The 25769-nt window shown below is 67.7% G+C and carries 26 protein-coding genes; 11 read left to right on the top strand and 15 right to left on the bottom strand.

The features are described from left to right. Positions 1–26 precede the first annotated feature (26 nt). The 6 genes from fdh3B to Q1A87_RS01935 are packed head-to-tail and all read right to left on the bottom strand — an operon-like array spanning position 27 to position 5590. Positions 27–632 carry a formate dehydrogenase FDH3 subunit beta gene (gene fdh3B, locus Q1A87_RS01960; protein WP_299646492.1) on the bottom strand — a complete coding sequence of 202 codons (606 nt, stop codon included), beginning with the start codon at positions 630–632 and terminating at the stop codon, positions 27–29. Positions 633–644: 12 nt separating this feature from the next. Beyond that, positions 645–3626, bottom strand: coding sequence for a formate dehydrogenase subunit alpha (locus Q1A87_RS01955; RefSeq protein ID WP_299646490.1), 2982 nt, complete (start codon positions 3624–3626; stop codon positions 645–647). A 13-nt stretch (positions 3627–3639) separates the two neighbouring features. Then, positions 3640–3819 (bottom strand): twin-arginine translocation signal domain-containing protein, encoded by a 180-nt coding sequence (locus Q1A87_RS01950; RefSeq protein ID WP_299646488.1) that lies wholly within the window; start codon positions 3817–3819, stop codon positions 3640–3642. 27 nt (positions 3820–3846) lie between these two features. Beyond that, positions 3847–4461 (bottom strand): molecular chaperone TorD family protein, encoded by a 615-nt coding sequence (locus tag Q1A87_RS01945; RefSeq protein ID WP_299646486.1) that lies wholly within the window; start codon positions 4459–4461, stop codon positions 3847–3849. After that, entirely contained in the window at positions 4458–5042 is a 585-nt protein-coding gene (locus tag Q1A87_RS01940) for a DUF3306 domain-containing protein (protein WP_299646484.1), read from the bottom strand. Before Q1A87_RS01940 ends, Q1A87_RS01945 begins: the two co-directional genes overlap by 4 nt. Beyond that, positions 5039–5590 carry a DUF3305 domain-containing protein gene (locus tag Q1A87_RS01935; protein ID WP_299646482.1) on the bottom strand — a complete coding sequence of 184 codons (552 nt, stop codon included), beginning with the start codon at positions 5588–5590 and terminating at the stop codon, positions 5039–5041. Before Q1A87_RS01935 ends, Q1A87_RS01940 begins: the two co-directional genes overlap by 4 nt. A gap of 111 nt (positions 5591–5701) precedes the next feature. On the opposite strand from Q1A87_RS01935, the gene Q1A87_RS01930 reads away from it, so the two are divergent. Genes Q1A87_RS01930 through Q1A87_RS01910 form a run of 5 tightly spaced genes read left to right on the top strand, consistent with a single transcriptional unit; the run spans position 5702 to position 9996 of the window. Then, complete coding sequence (locus Q1A87_RS01930) at positions 5702–7624, top strand: 4Fe-4S binding protein (protein WP_299646480.1); 1923 nt, start codon at positions 5702–5704, stop codon at positions 7622–7624. 9 nt (positions 7625–7633) lie between these two features. Then, a complete protein-coding gene (locus Q1A87_RS01925; RefSeq protein WP_299646478.1) occupies positions 7634–7825 on the top strand; it encodes a DUF6494 family protein in 192 nt (63 codons plus the stop codon). Further along, positions 7822–8886 carry an Mrp/NBP35 family ATP-binding protein gene (locus Q1A87_RS01920; protein ID WP_299646476.1) on the top strand — a complete coding sequence of 355 codons (1065 nt, stop codon included), beginning with the start codon at positions 7822–7824 and terminating at the stop codon, positions 8884–8886. Before Q1A87_RS01925 ends, Q1A87_RS01920 begins: the two co-directional genes overlap by 4 nt. Further along, entirely contained in the window at positions 8879–9526 is a 648-nt protein-coding gene (locus tag Q1A87_RS01915) for a biotin/lipoate--protein ligase family protein (RefSeq protein ID WP_299646474.1), read from the top strand. Before Q1A87_RS01920 ends, Q1A87_RS01915 begins: the two co-directional genes overlap by 8 nt. Further along, positions 9523–9996, top strand: coding sequence for a DUF6505 family protein (locus tag Q1A87_RS01910; RefSeq protein ID WP_299646472.1), 474 nt, complete (start codon positions 9523–9525; stop codon positions 9994–9996). The genes Q1A87_RS01915 and Q1A87_RS01910 overlap by 4 nt, the downstream gene beginning before the upstream one ends. Positions 9997–10041: 45 nt before the next feature. Here the strand turns inward: Q1A87_RS01910 and Q1A87_RS01905 are convergent, their stop codons facing one another. Genes Q1A87_RS01905 through Q1A87_RS01895 form a run of 3 tightly spaced genes read right to left on the bottom strand, consistent with a single transcriptional unit; the run spans position 10042 to position 12238 of the window. Continuing rightward, positions 10042–10833, bottom strand: a complete 792-nt coding sequence (locus Q1A87_RS01905) for a substrate-binding domain-containing protein (protein WP_299646470.1) — start codon at positions 10831–10833, stop codon at positions 10042–10044. Further along, entirely contained in the window at positions 10830–11540 is a 711-nt protein-coding gene (locus Q1A87_RS01900) for an ATP-binding cassette domain-containing protein (RefSeq protein ID WP_299646468.1), read from the bottom strand. Before Q1A87_RS01900 ends, Q1A87_RS01905 begins: the two co-directional genes overlap by 4 nt. Then, the gene (locus Q1A87_RS01895) at positions 11534–12238 is read right to left on the bottom strand and encodes an ABC transporter permease (protein ID WP_299646466.1); all 705 of its coding nucleotides are present in this window, start codon (positions 12236–12238) and stop codon (positions 11534–11536) included. Before Q1A87_RS01895 ends, Q1A87_RS01900 begins: the two co-directional genes overlap by 7 nt. 135 nt (positions 12239–12373) lie before the next feature. Between Q1A87_RS01895 and Q1A87_RS01890 the strand changes: the two genes are divergently transcribed. After that, on the top strand, positions 12374–14203 hold the full coding sequence (locus Q1A87_RS01890; protein ID WP_299646464.1) for a DUF4422 domain-containing protein: 1830 nt from the start codon (positions 12374–12376) through the stop codon (positions 14201–14203). A 602-nt stretch (positions 14204–14805) separates the two neighbouring features. Here Q1A87_RS01890 and Q1A87_RS01885 read toward each other — a convergent pair. Continuing rightward, the gene (locus tag Q1A87_RS01885; protein ID WP_299646462.1) at positions 14806–15504 is read right to left on the bottom strand and encodes an IS1595 family transposase; all 699 of its coding nucleotides are present in this window, start codon (positions 15502–15504) and stop codon (positions 14806–14808) included. A 435-nt stretch (positions 15505–15939) separates the two neighbouring features. Next, positions 15940–17097 carry an NAD-dependent epimerase/dehydratase family protein gene (locus Q1A87_RS01880; protein WP_299646460.1) on the bottom strand — a complete coding sequence of 386 codons (1158 nt, stop codon included), beginning with the start codon at positions 17095–17097 and terminating at the stop codon, positions 15940–15942. A 178-nt stretch (positions 17098–17275) separates the two neighbouring features. On the opposite strand from Q1A87_RS01880, the gene Q1A87_RS01875 reads away from it, so the two are divergent. Both Q1A87_RS01875 and Q1A87_RS01870 read left to right on the top strand, forming a co-directional pair. After that, the gene (locus Q1A87_RS01875) at positions 17276–18253 is read left to right on the top strand and encodes an NAD(P)-dependent oxidoreductase (protein WP_299646458.1); all 978 of its coding nucleotides are present in this window, start codon (positions 17276–17278) and stop codon (positions 18251–18253) included. An 88-nt stretch (positions 18254–18341) separates the two neighbouring features. Beyond that, positions 18342–19316, top strand: coding sequence for a glycosyltransferase (locus Q1A87_RS01870; RefSeq protein WP_299646456.1), 975 nt, complete (start codon positions 18342–18344; stop codon positions 19314–19316). On the opposite strand, the gene Q1A87_RS01865 is transcribed toward Q1A87_RS01870, so the two are convergent. Beyond that, entirely contained in the window at positions 19291–20109 is an 819-nt protein-coding gene (locus tag Q1A87_RS01865) for an ABC transporter permease (RefSeq protein ID WP_299646454.1), read from the bottom strand. The two genes, Q1A87_RS01870 and Q1A87_RS01865, sit on opposite strands and share 26 nt — an antisense overlap. 106 nt (positions 20110–20215) lie before the next feature. On the opposite strand from Q1A87_RS01865, the gene Q1A87_RS01860 reads away from it, so the two are divergent. From Q1A87_RS01860 to rfbA, 3 genes are all read left to right on the top strand, one after another. Next, on the top strand, positions 20216–21685 hold the full coding sequence (locus tag Q1A87_RS01860) for a sugar transporter (protein WP_299646452.1): 1470 nt from the start codon (positions 20216–20218) through the stop codon (positions 21683–21685). 10 nt (positions 21686–21695) lie between these two features. Then, positions 21696–22355, top strand: a complete 660-nt coding sequence (locus Q1A87_RS01855; RefSeq protein ID WP_299646450.1) for an ABC transporter ATP-binding protein — start codon at positions 21696–21698, stop codon at positions 22353–22355. Between the two features lie 87 nt (positions 22356–22442). Next, a complete protein-coding gene (rfbA, locus tag Q1A87_RS01850) occupies positions 22443–23318 on the top strand; it encodes a glucose-1-phosphate thymidylyltransferase RfbA (RefSeq protein WP_299646448.1) in 876 nt (291 codons plus the stop codon). Positions 23319–23450: 132 nt separating this feature from the next. On the opposite strand, the gene choV is transcribed toward rfbA, so the two are convergent. From choV to choW, 3 genes are read right to left on the bottom strand one after another with little or no spacing between them, the layout of a single operon-like run. After that, the gene (gene choV / locus Q1A87_RS01845) at positions 23451–24467 is read right to left on the bottom strand and encodes a choline ABC transporter ATP-binding protein (RefSeq protein ID WP_299646446.1); all 1017 of its coding nucleotides are present in this window, start codon (positions 24465–24467) and stop codon (positions 23451–23453) included. After that, positions 24464–24886, bottom strand: a complete 423-nt coding sequence (locus Q1A87_RS01840; protein WP_299646444.1) for a GFA family protein — start codon at positions 24884–24886, stop codon at positions 24464–24466. The genes choV and Q1A87_RS01840 overlap by 4 nt, the downstream gene beginning before the upstream one ends. Next, the gene (gene choW / locus Q1A87_RS01835) at positions 24883–25716 is read right to left on the bottom strand and encodes a choline ABC transporter permease subunit (protein ID WP_299646442.1); all 834 of its coding nucleotides are present in this window, start codon (positions 25714–25716) and stop codon (positions 24883–24885) included. Before choW ends, Q1A87_RS01840 begins: the two co-directional genes overlap by 4 nt. Positions 25717–25769: the final 53 nt, after the last annotated feature.

Here is a 25769-nt window from a genome sequence, read left to right as displayed (position 1 = left end):
TCGGCCGCCCGAGGGCGGCCGGTTCGTCACAGTTCGGCTTGCGTCGGGTTTTCGCCGTAGGCGGTGCCCCAGCCCCACGCGCCGGAGCCGAAGCCGCGGGCGACCACGCGTTCGCGGTAGATCTCCGACACCGTGTCGGCGTCGCCGGCCAGAAGCGCCTTGGTCGAGCACATCTCGGCGCAGATCGGCAGCTTGCCCTCGGCGATGCGGTTGCGGCCGTATTTCGTGAACTCCGCGTCGGAGAAGGTCTCTTCCGGCCCGCCGGCGCAGAAGGTGCACTTGTCCATCTTGCCGCGCGAACCGAAATTGCCGGCCGTCGGATATTGCGGCGCGCCGAACGGGCAGGCGTAGAAGCAATAGCCGCAGCCGATGCACAGGTCCTTCGAGTGCAGCACGATCCCGTCCGCCGTCTGGTAGAAGCAGTCGGTCGGACAGACCGCCATGCAGGGCGGATCGGAGCAATGCATACAGGCGACCGAGATCGACCGTTCCCCCGGCTCGCCATCCTGGATGGTCACGACCTTGCGGCGATTGATGCCCCAGGGAACCTCGTGCTCGTTCTTGCAAGCGGTGACGCAGGCGTTGCATTCGATGCAGCGCTCGGCGTCGCAGAGGAACTTCGCTCTTGCCATGATAACTCTCCCTTACGCCGCGGTGATCTTGCACAGCGTCGTCTTGGTCTCCTGCATCTGGGTGACCGAGTCGTAGCCGTAGGTCTGCGCCGTGTTCGTCGATTCGCCCAGGACGATCGGGTCCGCCCCCTCGGGGTAGTTCTCCCGCAGGTCGCGACCTTCGGAGATACCCCCGAAATGGAACGGCATGAAGGCCACGCCCTCGCCCACGCGGGGGGTCACCATCGCCTTGACGATGATCCTGCCGCCTTCCGGCCCCTCGACCCAGACGTCCTGACCCTCGGTGACGCCAAGATTGCCGGCGTCGCGCGGGTTGATCTCGATGAACATCTCCTGCTGCAGCTCGGCGAGCCACGGGTTCGACCGCGTCTCGTCGCCGCCGCCCTCGTACTCGACCAGACGGCCGGAGGTGAGGATGATCGGGTAGTCCTGGCTGAAATCCTGCTCCTGAATGGAGGCGTAACGAGTGGGCACGCGCCAGAACTTCTTGTCGTCGTAGGTGCTGTATTCGGCCACCAGATCGCGCCGGGGCGTGTAGAGCGGCTCGCGATGCAGCGGCACGGGGTCGGGGAAGGTCCAGACCACGGCGCGGGCCTTTGCGTTGCCGAACGGCGCGCAGCCATGCGCGATGGCGACCCGCTGGATACCGCCCGACAGGTCGGTCTTCCAGTTCACGCCGCCGACCTGCTCGTTGTAGTCGGTCGGACGCTCGCCCTGAAACTCGACCTCGCCGACCTCCGGGGTGCCGGGCCGCGTGTCGCGGAAGCCCGAAACCCATTCGATCATCGCCCGCTCGTAGGGCGTCAGGTCCGCGTCCCAGCCGAGATCCTGCAGCATCTGCATGGTGAACTCGGGATAGCCGTCCTCGATCTCCGAGCCGGGCGTGGCCACACCCTCGGCCAGCAGGTTCTCGCCATTGCGCTCCACGCCGAACCGGGCGCGGAATGTCAGGCCGCCCTCGGCCACCGGCATCGACATGTCGTACAGGTTCGCCGTGCCCGGATGGTTCATCTCCGGCGTGCCCCAGGCGGGCCAGGGCAGGCCGTAGAAATCGCCGTCCGCCGGGCCGCCCACCGCGCGGAGGGTCTTGCGGTCGAACGTATGCTGGTTCTGCATGTGCGTCCGCATCCGTTCCGGCGATTGCCCGGTGTAGCCGATCGTCCACATGCCGCGATTGTATTCGCGCACCAGATCCTCGATCAGCGGCTCGTCGCCGTTGACCTCGATGTTGCGGAAGATGCGGTCCGCGAAGCCGAACTTGAGCGCGAACTTCGCCATGATCGTGTGGTCCGGCAGGCTCTCGAAGAGCGGCTCCACGATCTTCTCGCGCCATTGCAGCGAACGGTTCGACGCGGTGACGGAGCCGTAGGTCTCGAACTGCGTCGCCGCCGGCAGGAGGTAGACGCCGTCGGTGCGGTCGTTCATCGCTGCCGTCAGCGTCGGGTAGGGGTCGACCACCACGAGGAGGTCGAGATCCTCCATCGCGGTCTTCATCTCCTTCAGACGCGTCTGGCTGTTGGGGGCATGGCCCCAGAAGATCATCGCACGGGTTCGGTTCGGCTGATCCAGGTTCTCGGCATCCTCGAGTACGCCGTCGATCCAGCGGCTGACCGGGATGCCGGTTTCGCCCATCATCATCAGGTCGCCGCCGTCGGGGCCCTTGCCCGGCAGCACGTCGAAATTGCCTTTGAGCCAGTCCAGATCCTCTTCCCAGACGCGGGCCCAATGCGCCCAGGCCCCTTCGGTCAGGCCGTAATAGCCCGGCAGCGTGTCGGCCAGCACGCCGAGATCGGTCGCACCCTGCACGTTGTCGTGGCCGCGGAAGATGTTGGTGCCGCCACCCGCGATGCCCATGTTCCCAAGCGCGAGCTGCAGGATGCAATAGGCGCGGGTGTTGTTGTTCCCGTTCGTGTGCTGCGTGCCGCCCATGCACCAGATCACGGTGCCGGGACGGTTCTCCGCCAGCGTGCGCGCGACGCGTTCGAGCTGTGCGGAGGAGGCGCCGGTGACGCGTTCGACCTCGTCGGGGGTCCAGCGGGCGACCTCCTCGCGGATGCGGTCCATGCCCCAGACGCGGGTGCGGATGAACTCCTCGTCCTCCCACCCGTTCTCGAAGATGTGCCAGAGGATCCCCCAGACCAACGCCACGTCGGTGCCGGGCCGGAAGCGCACGTATTCGTCGGCATGCGCGGCCGTGCGCGTGAAGCGCGGATCGCACACGATGAGCGGTGCGGCGTTCTCCTCCTTCGACTTCAGGATGTGCAGCAGCGAGACGGGATGCGCCTCGGCCGGGTTCCCGCCGATGATGAAGATCGCCTTGGAGTTCAGGATGTCGTTGTAGCTGTTGGTCATGGCGCCGTAGCCCCATGTGTTCGCCACGCCCGCCACGGTGGTCGAGTGGCAGATCCGTGCCTGGTGGTCGACGTTGTTGGTGCCCCAGTAGGCGGCGAACTTGCGGAACAGGTAGGCCTGCTCGTTGTTGTGCTTGGCCGAGCCCAGCCAGTAGACGGAATCCGGGCCGGACTCCTCCTTGATCCCGAGCAGCTGGTCGCCGACCTCGTCGATCGCCTGCTCCCAGGAGATCCGCTCCCAGACGCCGCCGACTTTCTTCATCGGGTATTTCAGCCGGCGCTCGCCGTGGGCATGCTCGCGGACCGAGGCGCCCTTGGCGCAATGCGCGCCCATGTTGAATGGGGATTCGTAGCCCGGCTCCTGTCCAAACCAGACCCCGTTCTGCACTTCGGCGATGACCGTGCAGCCGACCGAGCAATGGGTGCAGACCGACTTCACCTTCGTCACGCCCTCGGTGACGGGGTACTCGGCCTGTTGCGCCTTGGCGACCGTGCCGCCGGTCGCGCCGATGGCGGCCAGCCCGCCGATGGCGAGGCCGGAGCCGCGCAGAAAGGCGCGGCGGTCGACGCCGCGCCGTGCCGCCCGGTCGATCAGGCCGGTGCCGCCATTGCGGGGCGCGTCCGTGGTCTTTCTGCGAAGCATCTGGTCCCCTCCCTCAGAAACGTGCGCTGTCGTAATAGGCGCGGGTCTGCTCGGTGTCGGCGAGGCGCGTCTCGGAGCCCCTCGCAGCCTCGGCCTCGTCGGTGCCGGCCACGGTTGCGACGGCCGCGGCAGCGGGCGCGGTGGCGGCCAGCTTCAGGAAGTTGCGGCGGCTTGCGTCTCTCGTCTCGGTCATCTCGATTCCTCCAGACAGGTGCGGCGCTCAGGCGGCCGCGAGCCGGAACGCCTCGCGTTCGATGTTCATGAATTCGCGTCCGACCACGCCCACGGCGGCATAGACACGACCGCCCTTCGAGCCCGCGAGGTCGGTGAAGAAGTGCCCGGCCCACGGGCCGACATGCCGCGCCCAGAAATCCCGTTGCCGCCACATCGCGATCGGCGTGCCGAAGCGACCGACGATGATCGCGCCCATCACCTCCATCAGGGAGGCGATGCCGTCCTCCGGTTCGAACACGCCCTCGGCCCGCGTGAGCCCGAGGCGGGCGAAGTCCTGGCGCAGTGCCGCGAGCGGTTTCTCGTTGAGGAACCCGGTCAGATAGTAGCTTGCATAGGGGAGAAGCTCGCCACGCCCGAGCCCGACGAAGAGCGCGTCGTATTCGCGGCGCACCGCCTTCGGATCGGCGCCCCGCGCGGTCCGGGCCAGGTCGGAGATCGCGCGGCCGAGCGGCGTGTTGTCGCCGGACAGTCCCGCGCTCTGTTCGAGCGTCATGGCGTCCATCGGCCGGGCAAGGACGAGACCGAGGTAATTGTAGAGATCCGCCCGCAGCCGATCTTCCTCCGACGGACCGTCATGCGGCAGGGACGCGCTGGCGTTCATGTCTCCCTGTCCTCCTCGAACGTGAAGCGCATCCGTCGCGGCGGCTCCACCGGTGCGGGCACATGATCCTGTGCCTCGTCTTCAGGAGCCCTAAGTTCCACGTCGGACAGGTCCTCGGCAAGACCTATTTCCGTTTGATCTTGCGGCACATTTTCCTGATCGTTTCGGTCGGGCTGCGCTGCGGCGAGCTTCCGTACATGCGCGGCCAGGCCCCGGCCGACCTCGTAACTCGTCCGCAGCGGCGCTCCGCCAAGCCCGTCGCCGGTGAAATCCCCGTCGTAATCGTTGAGCCCGTCGAGATTGGCGAGGACCGGGTTCGACCGCCACAGGGCGCGCAGGGCGCGGTTGCGGATATGCCCCGGCACGACCCGCCGCAGGAACGCCGAGATGTCGTCGCCGGAGACGACGCCGTCGGGGTCGGGCAGGTCCAGCCGTGCCAGAACCTCCGCGTCGGGCAGATCGGCCAGTTCAGCCTGTTCCACGCGCAGGACCTCGGCGTCGGCGGCCTTCGTCTCTGCCTCGCGCGTGGCGCGGTCCTCGGCCTCGACGGCCTGTCTGCGGCGGGACCAGAAGTCGCTCATTTCCGGAACCTCAGCGATTGCGGGTTGCGCCAGACATCGGCCTCCTGCGCGATCCGTGCATCGCCGACGCCCGACTGGGCCGGCCCCTCGCGCCGCCGGTCGCGCTGCCGTTTCACGAAGGGCTCGTCGACATGGTGCAGCGCCACGAAGGCTTCCACCCACGCAATCATCCCCTCGGGCATCGCCACCTTCTCCACCCGGTCCTCGGCGTCGATCTCGTGGAAGCTCGCCTCGAAGGGGGAGGCCGTCACGTGCGTCGCCTGCGGCCGGCCGGCCCCGCGCAGCGCGACCCAGACCGAGGGGACCTGCGCCGTCAGGTTCTGGATCAGGCTGTCGGTGTCCTTCCGATGGAGCAGCAACGTCAGGGTCGTGGCGTGGAACTCCTCCACGGGGCCGTCGCGCAGGACCGGCTTCCAGCTTGCGGATCCGGCATGCGGAATGATCCCGGCCAGCGTCCAGACCTCCGACACCCAGCGCGTCACGCCGGGGCTGCGGCGGATCAGGATGCCGACGGGCATTTCGACGGTCTTGGGTGGCGCGTCCTGCATTGGCCTCCTAGTGCCGCATTCCGTAGCGGAGGCGAAGCGACAATCGCGTGATGCTTGCAACCGGGGCGCGTGCATGTGCATCTGTCCTCCGATCTTTCGGGAGGAACGATGATGGCCGGACGTCTCGTCCTGTGCAACTGCGCCGGAACGCAAGCGATCGACGCGGACGCACTCGCATCGGCGACCGGCCGGACCTGCGATCGGGTGCATACGGCGCTCTGCTGCGCCGCGCCCGAGGTCGTCGCCGAGGCCTTCGCCGCACCGGATACCCTGATGGCCTGCGGACAGGAGGGGCCGCGACTGACCACGCTCGCCGCCGAAGCCGGGGTCGGCGCGCCGCGCTTCGTCGACATCCGCGACCGGGCGGGCTGGACCGACGACGGCGATCCGACGGCGAAGCAGGCCGCACTCCTGGCCGAGGCGGCGCTGCCGGCGTCGGAGGCGCCGATGATCGATGTCGCGTCCGAGGGACTGTGCCTGATCGTCGGGCCGGCGGAGGTGGCCATGGCGGCCGCGCATCGGCTCAGGGACACGCTCGCCGTCACGGTCCTGCTGCCCGAAGGGGCCGAGGCGCCCGAGGACCGCGCCGTCGAGATCGTCTCCGGCCGCATCCGCCGTGCGTCCGGTGCGTTCGGCGCGTTCGAACTGACGCTGGACGCGCTGCGCCAGGTCGATCCGTCGGGCCGGGAGATTGCCTTCGGCGCGCCCCGCGACGGCGCCCGGACGCGCTGCGACGTGATCGTCGACCTGACCGGCGGCACGCCGCTCTTTCCGGCGCATCACAAGCGCGACGGTTACCTGCGGCCCGACCCCGGTCGTCCGCAGGCGGTCGCGGACGCCGTTCTGGTTGCGTCGCAGCTCGTCGGCACCTTCGAGAAGACGCTGCATGTCCGCGTCGAGCCGGCGCTCTGCGCCCATTCGCGGGCCGAGCAGACCGGCTGCACCCGCTGCCTCGACCTCTGTCCGACCGGGGCGATCGTGCCGGCGGGCGAGCACGTGACCGTCGACCCGATGATCTGCGCCGGATGCGGGGCGTGTTCCTCGGTCTGTCCGTCCGGTGCCATCGCCTACGACGCGCCGCCGGTGGACCACACGTTCCGCCGGATCGAGGTGCTGGCGCGGACGTTCCGCACGCTAGGCGCCGACCCGACGCTCCTCGTCCACGACGACCACGGGCGCGAGATGATCGCGCTCGCCGCCCGCCACGGGCGCGGCCTGCCGGCCCATGCCGTGCCGCTGGAACTGCCGGCGCTCGCCGCCTACGGGCATGCCGAAGCGATGGCGGCGCTGGGCGCGGGGTTCGCGCGGGTCGACATCCTGCCGGGGCCGCGGACGGAGCGCGACCCGCTGCTCGCGCAGATCGCGCTCGCCAACGCGCTGGCCGGACGGGAGGCCGTACGCCTCCTCGACGCGGCCGAGCCCGACGCGCTCGCGGCGGAAACACGCGCGCCGGTGCCGGCCGCCGTGGCCGAACCGATCCTGCCGCTCGGCACCCGCCGTCAGGTCACGCGTGTGGCCGCCGCGGCGCTCCACGACGGGGCGCCGGTCGTGCCGTTGCCCGAGGGCGCACCCTACGGGGCCGTCCTTCTCGACCGCGACGCCTGCACGCTCTGTCTCGCCTGCGTGTCGCTCTGCCCGTCGGGCGCGCTGCTCGACAATCCCGACCGGCCGGAAGTGCGATTCGTCGAGGATGCCTGCCTGCAATGCGGCCTCTGCGCCAACATCTGTCCCGAGGACGCCATCGCGCTCGAGCCGCGGCTCGACCTGTCCCCCGACGCACTGTCGCCGCGCGTGCTGAACGCGGAGGAACCCGCGCTCTGCGTGGAATGCGGCAAGCCCTTCGGCGTCGCCTCCACGATCGAGCGGATCGCCGGGATGCTCGCCGACCGGCACCCGGCCTTCGGCGCGGAAAAGGCGCGGATGATCCGGATGTGCGACACCTGCCGGGTGAACGCGATGGCGCATAGCGCCGACAGCCCCTTCGCCGCCGCCCCAAGGCCGCGGCCGCGCAGCAGCGAAGATTACATCAACTAGGAGACGATCATGGCCGACGAATTCAACATGTCGATGCGCAAGTTCCTCAAGCAGGTCGGCGTGACCTCGCAGCAGGAGATCGAGAAGGCCGCACGGGACAGCGGCAAGTCCGGCCCGTTCGAGGCGAAGGTCGTGCTGACCGTCGACGGGCTCGACCTCGAACATGTCGTGACCGGGACGATCAACGGCAGCCCCGAATGAGCGGACCCACGCGCGAGGAGGTCCTCGCGACGCTGAAGAGCGTGCGGACGCCGGAGGGGACGGACATCGTTTCGGCCGGCCTCGTCCGCGCGCTCTCCGTGGACGACGGCGCGGTGCGTTTCGTCATGGAGGTGCCGCCGAGCCGGGGGGAGGCGATGGAGCCGGTCCGCGCGGAGGCCGAGGCCGCGCTGACGGCGATCGCGGGCGTGACGAAGGCCAGCGTGCTGCTGACCGCGCATAGCGAGTCGGCGCCGCCTGAACTGAAGCCCCGGCGGCCGGCGGAGCCTTCGGGGCCGCAGCCGGTGCCGGGCGTGGACCGCATCCTCGCCATCGCGAGCGGAAAGGGCGGGGTCGGGAAGTCCACGCTGGCCGCGAACCTCGCCGTGGCGCTCGCGGCCGAGGGGCGGCGCGTGGGGTTGCTCGACGCCGACGTCTACGGACCGAGCCAGCCCAGGATGCTCGGCGTGTCGGGTCGGCCGGCCTCGCCCGACGGCAAGACGATCCTGCCGCTCCGCAACCATGGCGTCACGATGATGTCGATGGGCCTGATGACGAACGAGGATCAGGCGGTCGTCTGGCGTGGCCCGATGCTGATGGGCGCGCTGCAGCAGATGATGAATCAGGTCCAGTGGGGCGCGCTCGACGTGCTGCTCGTGGACCTGCCGCCGGGAACCGGCGACGTGCAGATGACGCTCAGCCAGAAGTTTCGGGTCGACGGCGCCATCGTGATCTCGACGCCGCAGGACGTGGCGCTGATCGACGCGCGGAAGGGAATCGACATGTTTCGGCAAATGAACGTGCCGGTCGTCGGCATGGTCGAGAACATGTCCACACATATCTGCTCGAATTGCGGCCACGAGGAGCACATCTTCGGACACGGGGGCGTGGCCGCGGAGGCCGCGAAGCTGGGCGTGCCGCTGCTGGCGGAGATCCCGTTGCACCTCTCGATCCGGGTCGCGGCAGATGGCGGCGCGCCGGTCGTCGCGTCGAAGCCGCAGGGGGCGGAAGCGGCGTCGTTCCGCGCGCTCGCCCGCCGGCTCGTGGCGGACGGCCATGCCTGAGTTCCCGCCGCTCCTTCGCGGCGTGGCGGCGGACGACCCGAGGTCCGAGGCGGGGGCGGCGGCGCGGGCGGGCTGCGACGGCGGGACGATCTTCTGGCGAACGGGCGATGCGCTCGAGATGGCGGTGGTCTTCGCCCCCGACGTGCCGCTTGTCCGCGCCGCGCAGATGCAGCCGCTCTGCGCCGTGGCACTCCGCGATGCGCTGGGGGCGATCGGGCCGTCCGAACTGCCCGTTCACCTCGCTTGGGACGGACGTGTCCTCGTGAACGGCGGCTTGGCGGGGTGCGTGACGCTACTCGCGGAGGGCGGCGACCCCGAGGCGATCCCGGACTGGCTCGTCGTGCACCTCGTCATCTACTTTCTCCCCTCGGACGCGACGGAGACGGCGCTCTGGCAGGAGGGATGCGGCGAGGTCGTACCCCGGGCGCTTCTCGAAAGCTGGGCGCGCCATCTGATGCACGGGCTCGCATCCTGGGAGGACGGGCCGCGCGCGCTCCACGCGGACCGGAGTGCCGCGGCGTGGGAACTCGAGGCGAAGGACGCGGACTATCTCGGTCTCGATGCGGGGTTCGGGCGCTTGCGCCGCGCCGGCGGGGAGACCAGACTGGACCCGTTGACCGACCTTCTGGAGTTGCCGTGAACCTCGCCCGCGCCATTCATTTCGACGAGAGCGACCGCAACGTCTTTCACGTGCCGGCGCGGACCGGGGAATGGTGCATCTCCGGCGGGTTCGAGTTCTCGAACTGGACCGAGGGCGACCTCGTCGGCAAGTCGCGGCAGGCCTTCGCCAACGGCTGGCTCGGGCTCGAGACCTTCGGGCGCGTCACCTTCGCGGCCGTCACCCGGATCGAGCCCGCCGAGCGCGAGGCGCTGGTTGCCGCGCTGGCCGACCATTTCGTCACGATGCACGGCGCCCCCGACCGCGCCGCCGCCTGGCCCGTCGCGGTGCAGGAGATCGACGCGATGGTCGATCTCTGCGAGGGGGTGGAGCCGAACCGGGTGATGATCGTCGCGCGCGAACTTGGCGAGGCCGGGGTGCGGGAGGTGTTCCGCATCCTCACGCCGCGCGACGCGGAACTCGCACAGGTGGCGGTCCACGGCGACGGGTGACGCCCGCCGCGGACCGGGCTGAGTATTTGGGCCAAGAAGAGGCGGCTATTCCTCGGCGTTGAAGAAGAAGACCTGCTCCCCCATCACCCGGTAGCTGTCGATCAGCGTCCGGGCCCGTTCCGAGACGAGCCAGTCCTCGAGCTGCGCGGCCAGGTCGGCCTTCACGTCGGGATGCGTTTCCGGGTTCACCGGCAGATAGGCATACTGGTTGAACATCTCCGGATCGCCCTCGTAATCGATGGTCATGCCCTCCTGGTTGCCGAAATTGAGCCAGCTCGCCCGGTCCGACAGGACGTAGGCGCCCATGCCGGTGGCGGTGTTGAGCGCCGCGCCCATGCCGGCGCCGACCGGGCGATACCAGCCGCCCTCCGGCGCGACCCCCGCCGCGTCCCACAGCGCGAGCTCCGCCTTGTGGGTGCCGCTGTCGTCGCCGCGGCTCACGAAGGGGGATTCCGACTCGGCGATGCGGGCCATCGCGTCCGCTGCAGTGGCGGAGCCCTGCACGCTGGCCGGGTCCTCCTCGGGGCCGACGATGATGAAGTCGTTGTACATGATTTCCCGCCGGTGGGTGGCGTGGCCGGCCTCGACGAACGCCTCCTCGTCGGGGCGCGAATGAACGAGCACGGCGTCGACGTCGCCCGCCTCGCCCAGGCGCAGGGCCTGGCCGGTGCCGACGACGACGAGCTCGACCCCGATGCCGGTGTCGAGTTCGAATTCCGGCAGAAGCGTCTCGGCGAGGCCCGAATTCTGGAACGAGGTCGTCACCGCCATGCGCATCGTCTGGGCATGGGTCAGCGTCGGCAGGGTGAGCGCGAGTGCGGCGAGAAGTCGGATCATTCGACGATGTCTCCTTTGAGAAAGGCGCGGGCTTCCGGGGTCCCAGGTGAGTCGAAGAAGGTCTGGGCGGGTCCGGTTTCGTGGACGCGGCCATGCAAGAGGAAGATGACGTCGGATGCAATGCGCCGCGCCTGTCCCATGTCGTGGGTGGCGATGATGAGCCGGGTTTGCGCGGATGCCTCGATCAGCCGCGTCTCGATCTCCCGCATGGCGCGGCCGTCGAGTGCCGCGCAGGGTTCGTCCGCGAACAGGATCTCCGGTTCGGTGATGAGCGCGCGCGCGAGGGCGAGGCGCTGCATCTCGCCGCCCGAAAGGGAAGGAGCGGATTGCGCGAGCTTGTCGGTCAGGTCGAAGCGGGCCGCCTGCGCCTCGGCGCGCAGGCGGATCTCGGCGCGGGACAGGCCGCGCAGGCGCAGGGGGAAGGCGAGGTTGGCCAGAACCGTCCGGCGCAGCGCGATGGGCTGCTGGAAGACATAGGCCTGCCGCGTGCGCGCCACCCCCTCGGGCAGCGACCAGTCGACCCGGCCGGCGGCGGGCCGCTGGAGCCCGTGCATCATCCGCAGAAGCGAGGTCTTGCCCGACCCGTTCGGCCCGATCACCGCGGTCACGCCCTCGGCGCCGATCTCGAGATCGACCGGCCCCACAAGCCGCTTCCCGCGCCGCCGCAGCGACGCGCCCGTGAGGCGCAGGGGCAGGACGGCTACCACGTTCCCCGCCGTTCCGTTCGCATGACCCAGTGGCTCGCCCAGCTCACGGCCAGCGACAGGCCGATGAGGACGATCCCGAGCCCGAGCGCCAGCGCGAAGTCGCCGCGCCCCGTCTCCAGCGCGATGGCCGTAGTTAGGACGCGCGTAGCGCCGTCGATGTTGCCGCCGACGATCATGATCGCACCGACTTCGCCGATGGCCCGCCCGAACCCCGCGAGCGCGGCGGTGAGCAGGGCGCGGCGGCCGTCGATCAGGAGCGTCGACACGCGCTGCCACCGCGTGGCGTTCATCGAGATCAGCAGGTCGTGATAGACCGCCCAGAGATCCCGCAATGCCTGATGCGCGATCGAGGCGACGAGCGGGGTGATGATGATGACCTGCGCCGCGATCATCGCGCCCGGCGTGAAGAGGAGGCCCAGGACGCCGAGCGGGCCGGAGCGCGACAGCAGGAGGTAGACGACGAGACCGACGACGACCGGCGGCAGGGCGATCAGCGCGTTCAGCGTGGCGATGACGAAGCGGCGCTGCCGGAACCGCCACACCGCGAGCCAGCCGCCGAGCGGCAGGCCGATCGCACAGGCGATGACGAGGGCCGAGAGCGTCACGCGGAGCGACCGGAGCGTGATCTCGATGAGTTCCGCGTCGAGCGTGAGGATCAGGCGCAGCGCCTCGCCCAGACCGGCCAGCAAATCGTTCATCGCGCCTCCCGGCCGCCAGATGGACCGGGCCGGCACCGAGGTGCAAGCCCTCGTCCGGCGCTTCGTTGACGGAGGCGGCAACGCTGGGTAGAGGCGGTCGTCGTCGACGCGCCAGCATTGTTCGGGATCACCAGCTTGTCCGAGAAAACCAGCCTCTACGCCGCCTTCCACAAGACCGCCCCGACGATCGACGCGCCTTATGTCGTGCCGATCCACGTGGGCCGCGCGACGGCCGCCGCGCCGCTGCCGGGCATGATCGGCGACGATACCGGGGAGAACATCTCGGCCCGGAACACCGAGTACTGCGAACTGACGGCGCTCTACTGGGCGTGGAAGAACGACCGGGAGAGCGACCGGATCGGTCTCATGCATTATCGCCGGATGCTCGACATAGCCGGCACGTTCGAAGGGTCGCAGGCGGAACTTTTCGTGGACCGCTTCGACAGCCGGGACTGGGCGCAGCGGACGGGCGACTGGCTGGAGCGCGACGCGGGCGATCACGACATCGTCGTTCCGAAGCTCCACGAGATGGGGCGGACCGTCGAGGAGAACTACCGCAACGGCCATGCCGCCATCGATTTCGACGTGCTGCGCGAGGTCATCACCGAGCACTATCCCGCGTTCCGCGAGGATTTCGAGACCGACGCGGCCGGCTACGTCATCCGGCTCGGCAACATGTTCCTGATGCGGCGCGAAATCTTCGAGCCCTACTGCCTATGGCTCTTCGACATCCTCGAGCGGATCGAGGCGTACGACGTCGACCGCAGCCATTACTCGCCCACGCAGGTCCGCTATCTGGGCTTCATCGCCGAGCGCCTGCTGGGCGTGTACCTGCGCCATCTCCAGCGAACCCGGCCCGAGTTGCGCATCCGCGAGGTGAACATCGTCAACACGTCACGGGCGCTGTTCATCCCCTACATCACCGACGACAGCTGCAATTCGCCCGAGGACGTGAACATCGCCTTCTCGGCGGACCGGTTCTACCTGCCGCATACGGCGGCGATGCTGCATTCGATGCTTTCGCGGGCCGACCGGTCGCGGCGGATCAACCTGTTCTTTCTGCACACCGACATCCGGCCTGCGCCGATGTCGATGCTTGTGGAGGGACTCGACGTCCACCCTAACGTTCGCTTTCACGAACTCAATGCCGGCGACACGTTCGCGGACAGCTACCGGTCGGCCACGCGGGCACCATCGAACGCGACGTACAATCGCTTCCTGCTGTTCGAACTACTGCCCGGCCTCGACCGGCTGCTTTATCTCGACGTCGACATGATCGTGCTCGGCGACATCTGCGAGCTCTACGACACCGACATGGGCGGCAAGGCGCTTGGCGCGGTGACGGATCACATCATGACGCGCACGCTGACCGGGGCGACGCCCACGATCGACCCCGAGGTGCCCGATCTCGGCACCTATCAGCGCGAGGTCATGGGGCTGAACGACGACCGAATTGCGCGATACATCAATGCGGGCCTCCTCCTTTTCGACTTCCGCGCGATGGACGTTGAAGCGACTGGCCGCACGCTCTTCGCCCGCGCGCAGGAGGGACGCTACCTGTTCCGCGACCAGGACATCCTGAACATGCATTTCAAAGACGATCTCTACATCCTTCCGGACGAGTGGAACGTCTTCAACACGATTATTGCCGGCTACAATCGCGTGCCGGCCGCGAACCACGCACGCGCCATGGCGGCGCGCAAGGCTCCGAAACTGATTCATTACGCCGCCGGGGATTATAAACCCTGGAACGCAGTTCCGGTCCCGCTTGCGCGGTACTATTGGGATGCGCTGCGCGAGACGAACTTCTTCGCCGAGGTGATCGGACGGTTGAAGAACCGTGCAGGATCCATGCGACGGGGCCATGTGCTCGTTCGGGCCGGGCGGAACCTGGCGAAGCGCGTGCCTGCACTGAAGCCCGCTCTGCTGCGCGGCTACGTCATGCTGCGAGACTTTCGGCGCTAAAAATAAAGGGGGTGTCCGCGTACCGTGGTGGTTTGCGCTTCTCTCTTCAGTGAGTGCTCACGACCGCAATCCGGGCGCGCGCTCGATCGAGGTCGCGGGACAGGCACATTGCGGTCGGGGGCATCCATATGACCTGGCTCGGCGTTATGACCTCGCAGGCGATGGGATCGCCTTCGTCGACAGCATATAGGCGGGCGGTGAGGGCGTAAAATCCGGCTTCGCTGGGAGCTACGACGCGGTAGGTGTTCCGTCTCGGTACGATTGGTTCAATGCCTCGACGGTCTTGGGTGGCATCTCCGCTGATGTCGACGCCAGCTCCGAACGGAAGGCCGACTGCATGAATGCGGATGTCGTAGACTTGTCCGGGCTGGACCTGGTCAGGTGCTTCAATCTTGATCGTTGTCGCCCGTATGAGGCCATAGCGTGCGTGTGCGCCGGCCACAAAGAGGCTTGCAGCAAGGACCGCTCCCAGAGGCCGCGCAATAAGTAAGTAAAGCTTGGGGTGTGATCTTCTGAGATCCGTCATACCGTCGAGATAGGCGCGGGCAGGCAACGCCGGAAACAGCCGGACGACCTTGCCGGTCTCGCCCCACTTAAATCCGCTATGACGCCCTGATCACATCCGCCGGTCGCACCCCTGCCATCCGCACCTCCAGCCACCGGATGTAGCCGTTCAGGTTCTTCGTCGCCGGCCCACAAAACGGCTCGATGAACTTGCCATAGCGGGCGTGGAGCGAGTTCACATTCTGGATGTGGTAGCAGCCTGCTGCAACACGAGTTCCTGGCTTGCTGCCCACCACGAAGTGCTCCAGGCCGTATGCCGCCGCGAGGCTCCTGTAGCCATTGCCGCCGTCCGAGCAGAGCACGGCATCGCCTGGCACCAAGGGCTTCATCGCGCGCTCCACCGTCACGCCTTTGCGGTCCGGCAGTCTGCGGAAGAGCCGTGCTCCGCCGCGGTCAGCGACAGTGAGAATGGGGAGCTGCCACCTCGATAGACCACGCATCATCTTCAGTCCTTGCGTCGTGAAGTCTTCCCACCGTGGGCGCGGTGGTTTCGGGATATTCTGCGGATCGGCGAAGTGGCGGACCCATTCGCGTGATCCCTTCCGGGACTCCCGCTGGTAGGTCTCGTCCGCCTCGATGATCCCGGAGAAGCTCGCCGCTACGCTGCTGCTCCCGACTATCGAGAACACGATCATCCGCCAGCGCCAAATCGTGTATTTATTGAGCTTGAGCTCCCTTGCGAGCTTGCGAACCGACTGCGGCGCGGAGGCACCCAGCATATCCCTCAATGCGACCATGAACAGGTCAGGGCGATAGATGCGGCCGATGGCGCTCCCGGTTCGGCCTGAGTAGGTTTTCTGGCAGCCGCCGCATCGGTAGCGCTGGATCCTGGTTCGGGTGCGACCCCACTTCTGGCGCCGCTTGTCGCCACAGAAAGGGCACTTGTGTTCTTACTTTGTCCGTGTTTCGATCTCCGAGATCGCCTCGGACTTCTGCAGGAGACCCCGGATCTTCGTCTGGGCGTCTTCGATCTGAGCCGGGTTCAGGTCGTCGAGGGCATCAAGAAAACGGCGAATGTCGTGGTGTAGCAAGGGCATCCTCCGCTTCAAAAGCGGGCGAATAAAGCCCTTCCAAGTTAAGACGAAGCAAACCAACACGCTTTGCGGACACCCCCAAAATAAAAGCGGCGCCAGAACATCCGGCGCCACTTCAGTCGAGACCGGACCCTCGGTCTACCGCCAGAGCGAGACGCAGGGGATCTTCGTCTTGTCGCAGCGTTCCGCGTATTTGGCGGCGATGTCGCGCACTTCGTCCATCACACCTTCGGACAGCTTGATCGGCTCGAGGCCGAGACCGAGGAAGCGGTCGTTGGCGACGTGGAGGTCGTTCTCGTCGGCCTCGTTGCGCGGGTTGTCGAGATAGGCGATCTCGGCGTCGAGCTTGTCGGCGATCATCTGCGCGAGGTCGCGGACGCGGTGCGTTTCGGTCATCTGGTTGAGGATGTTCACGCGCTCTCCCCTCTGCGGCGGGTTCTCGAGCGCGAGTTCGATGCAGCGGCAGGTGTCCTGGATGTGGATGAAGGCACGCGTCTGGCCACCGGTGCCATGCACCGTCATCGGGTAGTTCACCGCCGCCTGCATCAGGAAGCGGTTCAGCACGGTGCCGTAATCGCCGTCGTAGTCGAACCGGTTGATGAGCCGCTCGTCGCGGCGCGTCTCCTCGGTCTGCGTGCCCCAGACGATGCCCTGGTGCAGGTCGGTGATCCGGACTTGGTCGTTCTTGTTGTAGAAGTGGAAGAACAGCTGATCCTGCGACTTCGTCATGTGGTAGATCGAGCCGGGATTGGTCGGGTAGAGGATTTCCTGCTCGCTATCGCCCACGGGCGTCTCGACGCGGACCTTGAGGTAGCCTTCGGGGATGCGCATGCCCGCGGTGCCGTACCCGTAGACGCCCATCGTGCCGAGATGGACGAGGTGGATGTCGAGGCCCGACTCCACGATCGCGGCGAGCACGTCGTTGGTGGCATTGAGGTTGTTGTTGACCGTGTAGCGCTTGTGCGCGGCGGACTTCATCGAATAGGGCGCGGCGCGCTGCTCGGCGAAGTGCACGACGGCGTCGGGCGCTTCCTCCTGGAACAACGTCAGAAGCCGGTGGTAATGCTCGCCCACGGTGAAGTTGTGGTACTGAATTTCCTTACCGGTAAGCTCCTTCCAGACGCGCAGGCGCTCTCCGATTGGACGGATCGGCGTCAGGCTGTCGACCTCGAGCTCCAGGTCGATGGCACGCCGGGACAGGTTGTCGACGATGATGACGTCGTGCCCTCGCGCCGAGAGATAGAGCGCGTTGGGCCAGCCGCAGAAGCCGTCTCCGCCGAGGATAATCACCTTCATGTGCACGTGTCTCCCATCGAATCGCACGGTCAGTCGCGGCGCTGTATCGCCGCAATTGGTGGGGAGGGCAAACACGGCCTGTTGCAGGTCTGTTACGCCGCGGCACGAGGTTTGCACTTCCGCCACGGCGACCTTAGAGGTCCGCCGTAAGCACCGGCCGGGCGCCGCCGGACGGTGAATGGCAAACGGGGCATACGGCATGCAGAACTCCTCCTCCCTGATCCTCGTCGGCGGGCTCGGCTTCGTCGGTCGCAACATCCTCGACGTCATCGCGCGGGAGCCTGAATTCGCGGGACTGGCGCCGGTGGTGATCGACGACCTGTCGAACCCGGCGCCGGGGCACGAGGCGCTGGACTTGCCGCTTCACGAGGGCGGCTATGGGACGGAGGCGGCGGTGGCATTCCTGAACGAGCTGCCGCAGGAGCAATCGGGCCGCACCTTCGTCTTCCTCGCCGGCGAGACGCGCGTGGCCGAGAGCCGCGACCGCCCCCTCGACTTCATCGAGGCGAACGTGACCGGCCCTTCGCGCTTCGTCATGGAAGCGGTGCAGCCGGGCGACCGCTTCATCCTCGTCTCCACCGCCGGGGCTCTCTTCGACGGGACCTTCGAGGTCGGCGTCGACAGCGCCTATTGCCCGAAGAACTTCTACGGCGCGACCAAGGCTGCGGAGGAGATGATCCTCGAGAAGCTTGTGGAGCTCCGCGGCGGGACGTTCCGTGTCGTGCGGCTGACCAACGTCTTCGGCCGGTTCTCCGACAACAAGAAGAGCGCCATCCACGCCTTCACCCGCGCCGCGATCGAAGGGCGGAGCGTCCTCGTCAACGGGGATGGCGGGCAGAGCCGGGACTTCATCTATGCGGGCGACGTGGGCTACGGCATCGCGACGCTGGCGCGGCAATTGGTCGAGGGCGAGGAGACGGCGCGGATCAACATGCTGGGCAGCGGGCGTTCCACGTCGCTCATGGACGTGATCGCCGCGATCGAGGCTGCGACGGGCCGACCGCTCGCCTATGAGAAGGTCCCGGCCACGGACCTGCTCGCGACCGAGCCGCGCGACGTGATCGCGGACGCGGAGGACGTGCGCGTTCTGCTCGGCTCGCATGTGACCGCTTTCGAGGACGGGATCGCGCGGACCTACGAATATTATGCCGCCTGATGCGCGTGTCGGCCCTTCGATCGCCGGTGTCGCCGACCCGGCACTGAGCCGTGACCGGCGACCCCGTTCCACCTCCAGACGGCGCTGAATGACGGAAACGCGTCTCTGGGCCGTGGTCGTGACGTTCGACCGACGCGATCTGCTCGCGGTGACGCTTCGGCGGCTGCTGGAGAGCGATCCGGTCGATCTGGCCGGCATCCTCGTCGTCGACAACGCCTCTACCGACGGCACAGGCGCCTGGCTCGCCGGCCTCAAGGATCCGCGGCTTCGCGTCCTCACCCTTTCGCGCAACCAGGGCGGCGCGGGCGGGTTCGAGGCGGGGTTGCGGCATGTCATGGAGAAGACCGACGCCCGATGGGTGTGTCTCATGGACGACGACGCGCGCCCCGTGGCCGGGGCCTTCGCGCGCTTTCGCGCCCGGAGGCGCGAGGACCGTGCTGCCTGGTTCGCCGCCGTCACATATCCCGACGGCGCGATCTGCGAGATGAACCGGCCACTGCTTGACCCGTTCGGAAATGCGCGGAGTACCATCGCGGCGCTGATCCGCGGTCGCGAGACCTTCCACCTCTCGCCCGACGCCTTCAGGGCATCGGACCCCGTGGACATCGACGGTGGCTCCTTCGTCGGGGCGTTCCTGTCGCGCCGGGCGGTGGAGGTGGCGGGCTATCCGGACGGCCGGTTCTTCATCTACGGGGACGACACGACCTACACGTTGCGGCTCGGACGACTGGCTGGCCCGCTGGGCTTCGATCCGGCCATCCGCTTCGAGCACGATTGCGGCACGACGATTGCCGGCACGCCGGTCCGGCCGCTCTGGAAGGTGTTCTACCTCTACCGGAACCGGGCGATGGTCTATCGTCAGACGGTGGGGCGGGCGCTGGGCACGGCAATCTATCTCGGCCTCGGGGCGGTCTGGCGGTTGCGAGCCGGGCGATACGGGACCGACCGGGCGGCCTACCTCCGGCTCTGGCGGGCGGCGATGTCGGACGGTCTGGCCGGCCGGCTCGACCGCGACTTCGACGCCGTCCGCGCATTGATCAGCGGGTCTGGACCCGGCCGTTGAAGCGCCGCATCAGGAGCAGGCCGAGGAACAGGACGACGAACGCGAACCCTCCGACATAGGCCGGCGAGACAAATTGCGGATCGTAGGTCGGGAAGAACCCGCTCCGCGCCACCGCCGTCATGTGCAGGAGGGGGTTGTACCACAGAATGTCCCGCGCGATCTGCGGCAGGTCCTCGTAGATGTAGAGCACCCCCGACGCGAGCATCAGGGGTCGCGTGGCAATGGTCCAGATCGTCCGCCAGATCGGGAAGTAGGACAGCAGGACGGCGTTCGTCATGCCGATGCCGGACCCGATCCCGATCGCGATCGCGAAGGCGATCAGGACGGGCACCACGTCGACATGGACGTCGAGTTCCAGGATCACGACGATCCCCGTCAGGAGCAGGGTGGCAACGAGCAAGCCCGTCAGCGAATGCAGCAGAACCCGCGCGACGATGGCGTCGAACCATTTCACGACCGGATAGACGAGGAGGCTGCGCGAGTATTTCAGGGCCTGCGAGACCATCTGCTGCAGGCGACCGTAGAGCTGGAACGGCAGGTATCCGGTCGCGTAGAACAGCAGGAAGCTGTCGCCGAGGGACGGCCGCCGCAGCAGGAGCGAGAACCCGAAGGCCAGGAGGGTGATCATTCCGAGCGGCTCGAGAATCGCCCAGACATAGCCGCCGGGCGAGCGTCCGTAGCGCGACTGCATCTCCCGCAGCACGAGCGCCGCGATCGACCGCAGGCGGCTGCCGTCCTGCCGCAGGCGCTTCCGGGGCGCGAGAGCCGGGGGAATGGAGGTTGCGTCGACCATGGATGCCATCGTTCTGGTATTTCCGGACGCAGCTATTTAAGAAAACCGGACGAACTTCAATCGTGCGCCCGAGCCGGTCGGCGCCATCCGGCGGACCATCACCTCCATGACAGACCGCGACCGCCCTGCCTCCGAACCGAAGAACGTGTCCCCGATCACGTTCGCGTCGGGCGTCGCGCGACGCCGCTCGCTCTCCGACGAGGAACGTGAGGAACGTCGCTCTGCAAGACGGGCGGAGCGGGATATCGGGCGCGAGGAAGACGTAAATGACGCGCGCGAGGAGCGACGCGCCGCGCGGCGTGCAGAGCGGGAATCCGAGCGCACGGACAACGCCGACGACCCGGATGGGGAGACGGACGGCAAGCGCAAGAAGGGCGGCAAGAAAAAGGGGAATCGCGCCGGCAAGAAGGGCAAGGCCGATGACGCCAGGGTTGTCGAGGTCGCACCGATGGGAGCGCCCGCGCGAATGCGGCGCCGGCACTGGGGCGTGCTTCTGAGCTTCGTCATGATCGTCCTGGTGCCGACCGCGCTCGTCGGCGCGTATCTCTGGACGACGGCGCGCGATCAATACGCCTCCACGGCCGGGTTCACCGTCAGACAGGAGGAGGGGGGCGCCGCGACAGAGTTGCTGACGGGATTCGCCGCGCAGCTCTCCAGCGGGTCCGCCGGCTCGGATGCGGGCATCCTCTACGAATACATCCAGTCGCAGGCGATGGTGATGGCCATCGAGGCCGAGGTCGGCCTGACCGAGCATTATTCGCAATACTGGGCGGATGACCCGGTCTTCTCGATCTGGCCGGACCCGACGATCGAGGAATTGCTGTGGTTCTGGTCGCGAATCGTCCGCGTCTCCTACGATCAGACAAGCGGACAGGTGGAGCTCCGCGTTCTTGCCTTCGACCCGGACAAGGCGGTCGAGATCGGTCAGGCCATCCTGCGCGAGAGCCAGAGCCTCGTGAACGACCTCAACGCGACGGCCCGGGAGGATGCGAGCCGGTTCGCCCGCCAGGATCTCGACGAGGCGCTGGCGCGTCTGAAGGAGGCGCGCGAGGCGCTCACCCTGTTCCGCACCCGCACGCAGATCGTCGATCCGGAGACCGACCTCGCCGGACGCATGGCCGTCGTGAACACGTTGCAGGCGCAGCTCGCGCAGGCGCTGGTCGATCTCGACATCCTGCGGGACCGGACCAGCGCCTCCGATCCGCGCGTCGAGCAGTCCGAGCGTCAGATCGCCGTCATCCGCGAGCGTATCGCCGCGGAACGGGCTGCCGTCGCCGCCGGGCAGGACGATATCGACGGCGACGACTACCCGACGCTCCTCGCGGAATACGAGGGCCTCGTGGTGGACCGGGAATTCGCCGAGGAGAGCTACCGCGCCGCGCTTAGCGCGCTCGATATCTCGCGGACGAATGCCAGTCGGCAGACGCGCTACCTCGCGACCTATATCAGCCCGACCCGGCCACAATCCCCCGAATATCCCCGGCGCGGCGTCCTGCTCGCGCTGTCGGCGATGTTCCTGATCCTCGGCTGGTCGATCCTCGTGCTGATCTACTATTCGGTCCGGGACAGCCGCTGAGGGCGCCGCGATGCTTCGGCTCGAGAACCTGTCGAAAAGCTTCTGGTACAGGGGCGTCCGGCGCACGATCATCTCGAACCTGAACCTCACGCTGCCGGAGGGACGGTCCCTCGCGCTCCTGGGCGGGAACGGGGCAGGCAAGACGACGCTCCTCGAGATCATCGCCGGGGTGCAGCAGCCCGATACCGGGCGCGTCGTGACCGACGGCGCCGTGTCCTGGCCCGTCGGCTTCAGCGGGTCGTTCAACAGCGACATGACCGGCGCCCAGAACACCATCTTCGTGGCGCGCGTCTACGGCGTCGACACGGCGAGCCTTCTGCGCTTCGTCCTCGACTTCTCCGAGCTCGGTGCGCAGTTCGACGCGCCGGTGCGGACCTATTCCTCCGGTATGAAGGCACGGCTGAGCTTCGGGCTCTCCATGGGCATCCAGTTCGACACCTACCTCGTGGACGAGACCACGGCCGTGGGCGATGCGAGCTTCAACCGCAAGTCGAAGGCGGTCTTTCGCGAGCGGATCCGCAACGCCAGCGCGATCATGGTCAGCCACCAGACGCGCAAGGTGAAGGATTACTGCGACGCGGCCCTCGTCCTGCACCAGGGCCGGCTCGAATATTACAACGACCTCGACGAGGGCGTGGCGCGGCACAAGGCGCTGATGGGCGAGGAATAGCGGCCGCGGGGAAACCATGTTTCGCCGCTTCGCTTGCCGCTCCGCCCCCATCCCTCTATCCGTCCGGCCAACCGACACGAGGACGACATGACGAAGCGCAAGGGCATCATCCTTGCCGGCGGCTCCGGCACCCGGCTCTATCCGATCACGGCGGGGGTCTCGAAGCAGCTTCTGCCGATCTACGACAAGCCGATGATCTACTATCCGATCTCGGTGCTGATGCTGGCGGGCATCCGCGAGATCGCGATGATCACCACCCCGCAGGACCGCGAGCAGTTCCAGCGCACGCTGGGCGACGGCAGCCTCTGGGGCATCTCGCTTACCTATATCGAGCAGCCCTCGCCCGACGGTCTGGCGCAGGCCTACCTGCTCGCCCGCGAATTCCTCGACGGCGCGCCTTCGGCGATGGTGCTGGGCGACAACGTGTTCTTCGGTCACGGCCTGCCCGAGATCCTGCGGGCGGCGGATGCGCGGACCGCGGGCGGTTGCGTCTTCGGCTATCAGGTCGCGGATCCCGAGCGTTACGGCGTGGTCGATTTCGACTCTTCGGGTCAGGCGAAGGCGATCGTCGAGAAGCCCGAGGTGCCGCCGTCGAACTATGCGGTCACGGGGCTTTACTTCCTCGACGGGACCGCGCCCGACCGGGCGGAGGGGATCGAGCCGTCGGCGCGCGGCGAACTGGAGATCACGTCGCTTCTGCAGATGTATCTCGACGACGGCGCGCTGTCGGTGGAGCGGATGGGGCGGGGCTATGCCTGGCTCGACACCGGTACGCACGAGAGCCTTCTGGATGCCGGCAACTTCGTGCGGACGCTGGAGCGGCGGCAGGGGTTGCAGACCGGCTGTCTGGAGGAGATCGCCTTCGACGCGGGCTGGATCACACGCGACGACCTGCTGGCGCAGGCCGACCGCTACGCCAAGAACCGCTACGGCACCTACCTGCGCCGCATCGCCGGCGCGTAGGCGGCGGGCCGAACGGCAACGGAGCGGCGGTTTTCGATCTTTGGGCCGCCCGACATCACGCCGTGAAGCCCCCACCAAGGGGGGCTGACGTTCTCCTGCTATTGCCCTGTATTGCCTGATGCCTCGAACGGTTCAGCGCGCCAGCCGGGCGAGCAGGCTCTGCCGGTCGACGATACCGATCGGCTGGCCGTCGCGCTCGACCGGGATCGGGCCGTCGCGGCCGGCGCAGAGCTCGATGAGCTCGCGGACGGGCATCTCCGCCGGGATCGCCGGTCCGGCACACTCGCCGGGCGTCGCTGCATCCGCGGCGGTCAGCACACCGAGCGGGTTCATGTGCGCCACGAAATCGGCCACGTACGCGTTCGCGGGCCGGGTGAAGATCTCGGCGGGCGTGCCGCACTGGATGATCCGGCCGCCTTCGAGGATTGCGATTCGCTGGCCCAGCTTGAACGCTTCGTCGAGATCGTGGCTCACGAAGACGATGGTCCGCCGGAGCCGTGATTGCAGCTCCAGCAGCTCGTCCTGCAGACGTGTCCGGATCAGGGGGTCGAGCGCGCTGAACGGCTCGTCCATCAGAAGGATCGGCGCCTCGGTCGCGAAGGCGCGGGCGAGGCCGACGCGCTGCTGCATCCCGCCGGAAAGCTCACCCACCTTGCGATCGGCCCATTCCGTCAGCCCCACCAGTTCGAGCTGCCGGTCCACGATCTCGCGCCGCTCCGCCGCCGACCGGCCGGCGAGTTCGAGCCCGAGGCCGACATTCTCCCGCACGCGCCGCCACGGCAGGAGGCCGAATTGCTGGAACACCATCGCGACGCGCTCCTGCCGCAGGCGACGCAACTCGCGCGGGCGGGCCTGCGTGACAGAGGCCATCCGGCCGCCGTCGTCGATCCGCACCTCGCCGCGCACGACCGGGTTCAGCCCGTTCACCGCGCGCAACAGCGTCGATTTCCCCGACCCCGACAGGCCCATCAGCACGACGATCTCCCCCTCGGCGACGGTGAGGGAGCAATCGTGGACGCCGAGCACCTGATCCGTCTCCGCCTGCACCTCGGCGCGGGTCCGGCCCGCATCCATGGGTGGCAGGGCACGCTCCGGCCGGTCGCCGAAGACGATGGAGACGCGATCGAACTCGACGGCCGGGCGGCTCACTCGGGCGTGTCCTGGCGCGTGTAGGTCAGGACGCCCGCGACGCGCGAGGCGCCGACGTCGCTCGGATGCGCCTGACCGTCATTGACGACCACGAGGGGCAGGTCGAAGGGCGAGACGCCTTCGATGCAGGCGATGTTGACGCCGTATTCGTTCGGGTCGGAGCGGCGGCGGTGGTGGGTGTAGATGCCGCAATGGCGGCAGAAGTAATGCTGCGCCGTGTTCGTGTTGAACCGGTAGAGCGTCAGCGCGTCCTCGCCCGCGACGACCTCTATCCCGTCCCCGGTCGCCGTGACGGTCACGGCACCGCGCATCGTGCAGAAGCTGCAATCGCAGCGGCGGGCGGTGTGCAGCCCGTGGACGAGGGTGACGCGGAGGCGGACGGCCCCGCAATGACAGGCGGCTTCACGTGTCTCGGTCATTTCCGCTCCATTCGCAGCATCCGGTCCAGCATGATCGCGACGACGACGATGACGAAGCCGCTCTCGAATCCGAGGGACGTGTTCACCTGGTTGAGCGCGCGCACCACCGGCACGCCGAGCCCGTCCGCCCCCACCAGCGCGGCGATCACCACCATCGACAGGGACAGCATGATCGTCTGGTTCAACCCGGTCATGATCTGCGGCAGGGCGTAGGGCAGCTCCACCTTCCACAACGTCTGGCGCGGCGTGGCGCCGAACGCTTCCGCCGCCTCGGTCAGCGCGGGGGGCGTGTTGGAAATGCCCAGATGCGTGAGCCGGATCGGCGCGGGAAGCACGAAGATCACGGTGGCGATCAGGCCCGGCACCATGCCGATGCCGAAGAACACGATGGCGGGGATCAGGTAGACGAAGGTCGGCAGGGTCTGCATCAGATCGAGCACCGGGCGCATCCAGGCGTAGAGGCGCGGCCGGTGCGCTGCCGCGATACCGATGGGCACGCCGACACTCATGCAGACCACGCAGGCCGACAGGACGAGCGTCAGGCTTTCCGTCGTCTCCTCCCAGTAATCCTGGTTCAGGACGAAGAGGAAGCCGAGCACCACGAACAGCGTCACCTTCCACGAGCGTTGCAGTGCCCAGGTCAGCGCCGCGAAGGCCGCGACGACGATGAGCGGATGTGGCGTCTGGAGGACCCACAGGATCGCCTCGATCATCGCCTCCATCACCGTTGCCAACCCGTCGAAGAACGGCTGACCCACATCCTGCAGCCAGTCGAAGGCGTCGGCAGCCCAGTCGCCGAGCGGGATCTTGTTGTCGGTCAGCCATTCCACGCGCGGCCCGCCCTTTTTCGTTCTGCCAACGCACGAATCGTGTCAGCGTTTCG

Origin of the sequence: uncultured Jannaschia sp. (assembly GCF_947494055.1) — a bacterium.
Taxonomy (GTDB): Bacteria; Pseudomonadota; Alphaproteobacteria; order Rhodobacterales; family Rhodobacteraceae; genus Jannaschia.
Note: the sequence above shows the minus strand (reverse complement) of the source record. Positions and strands in the feature narration are given on the sequence as shown.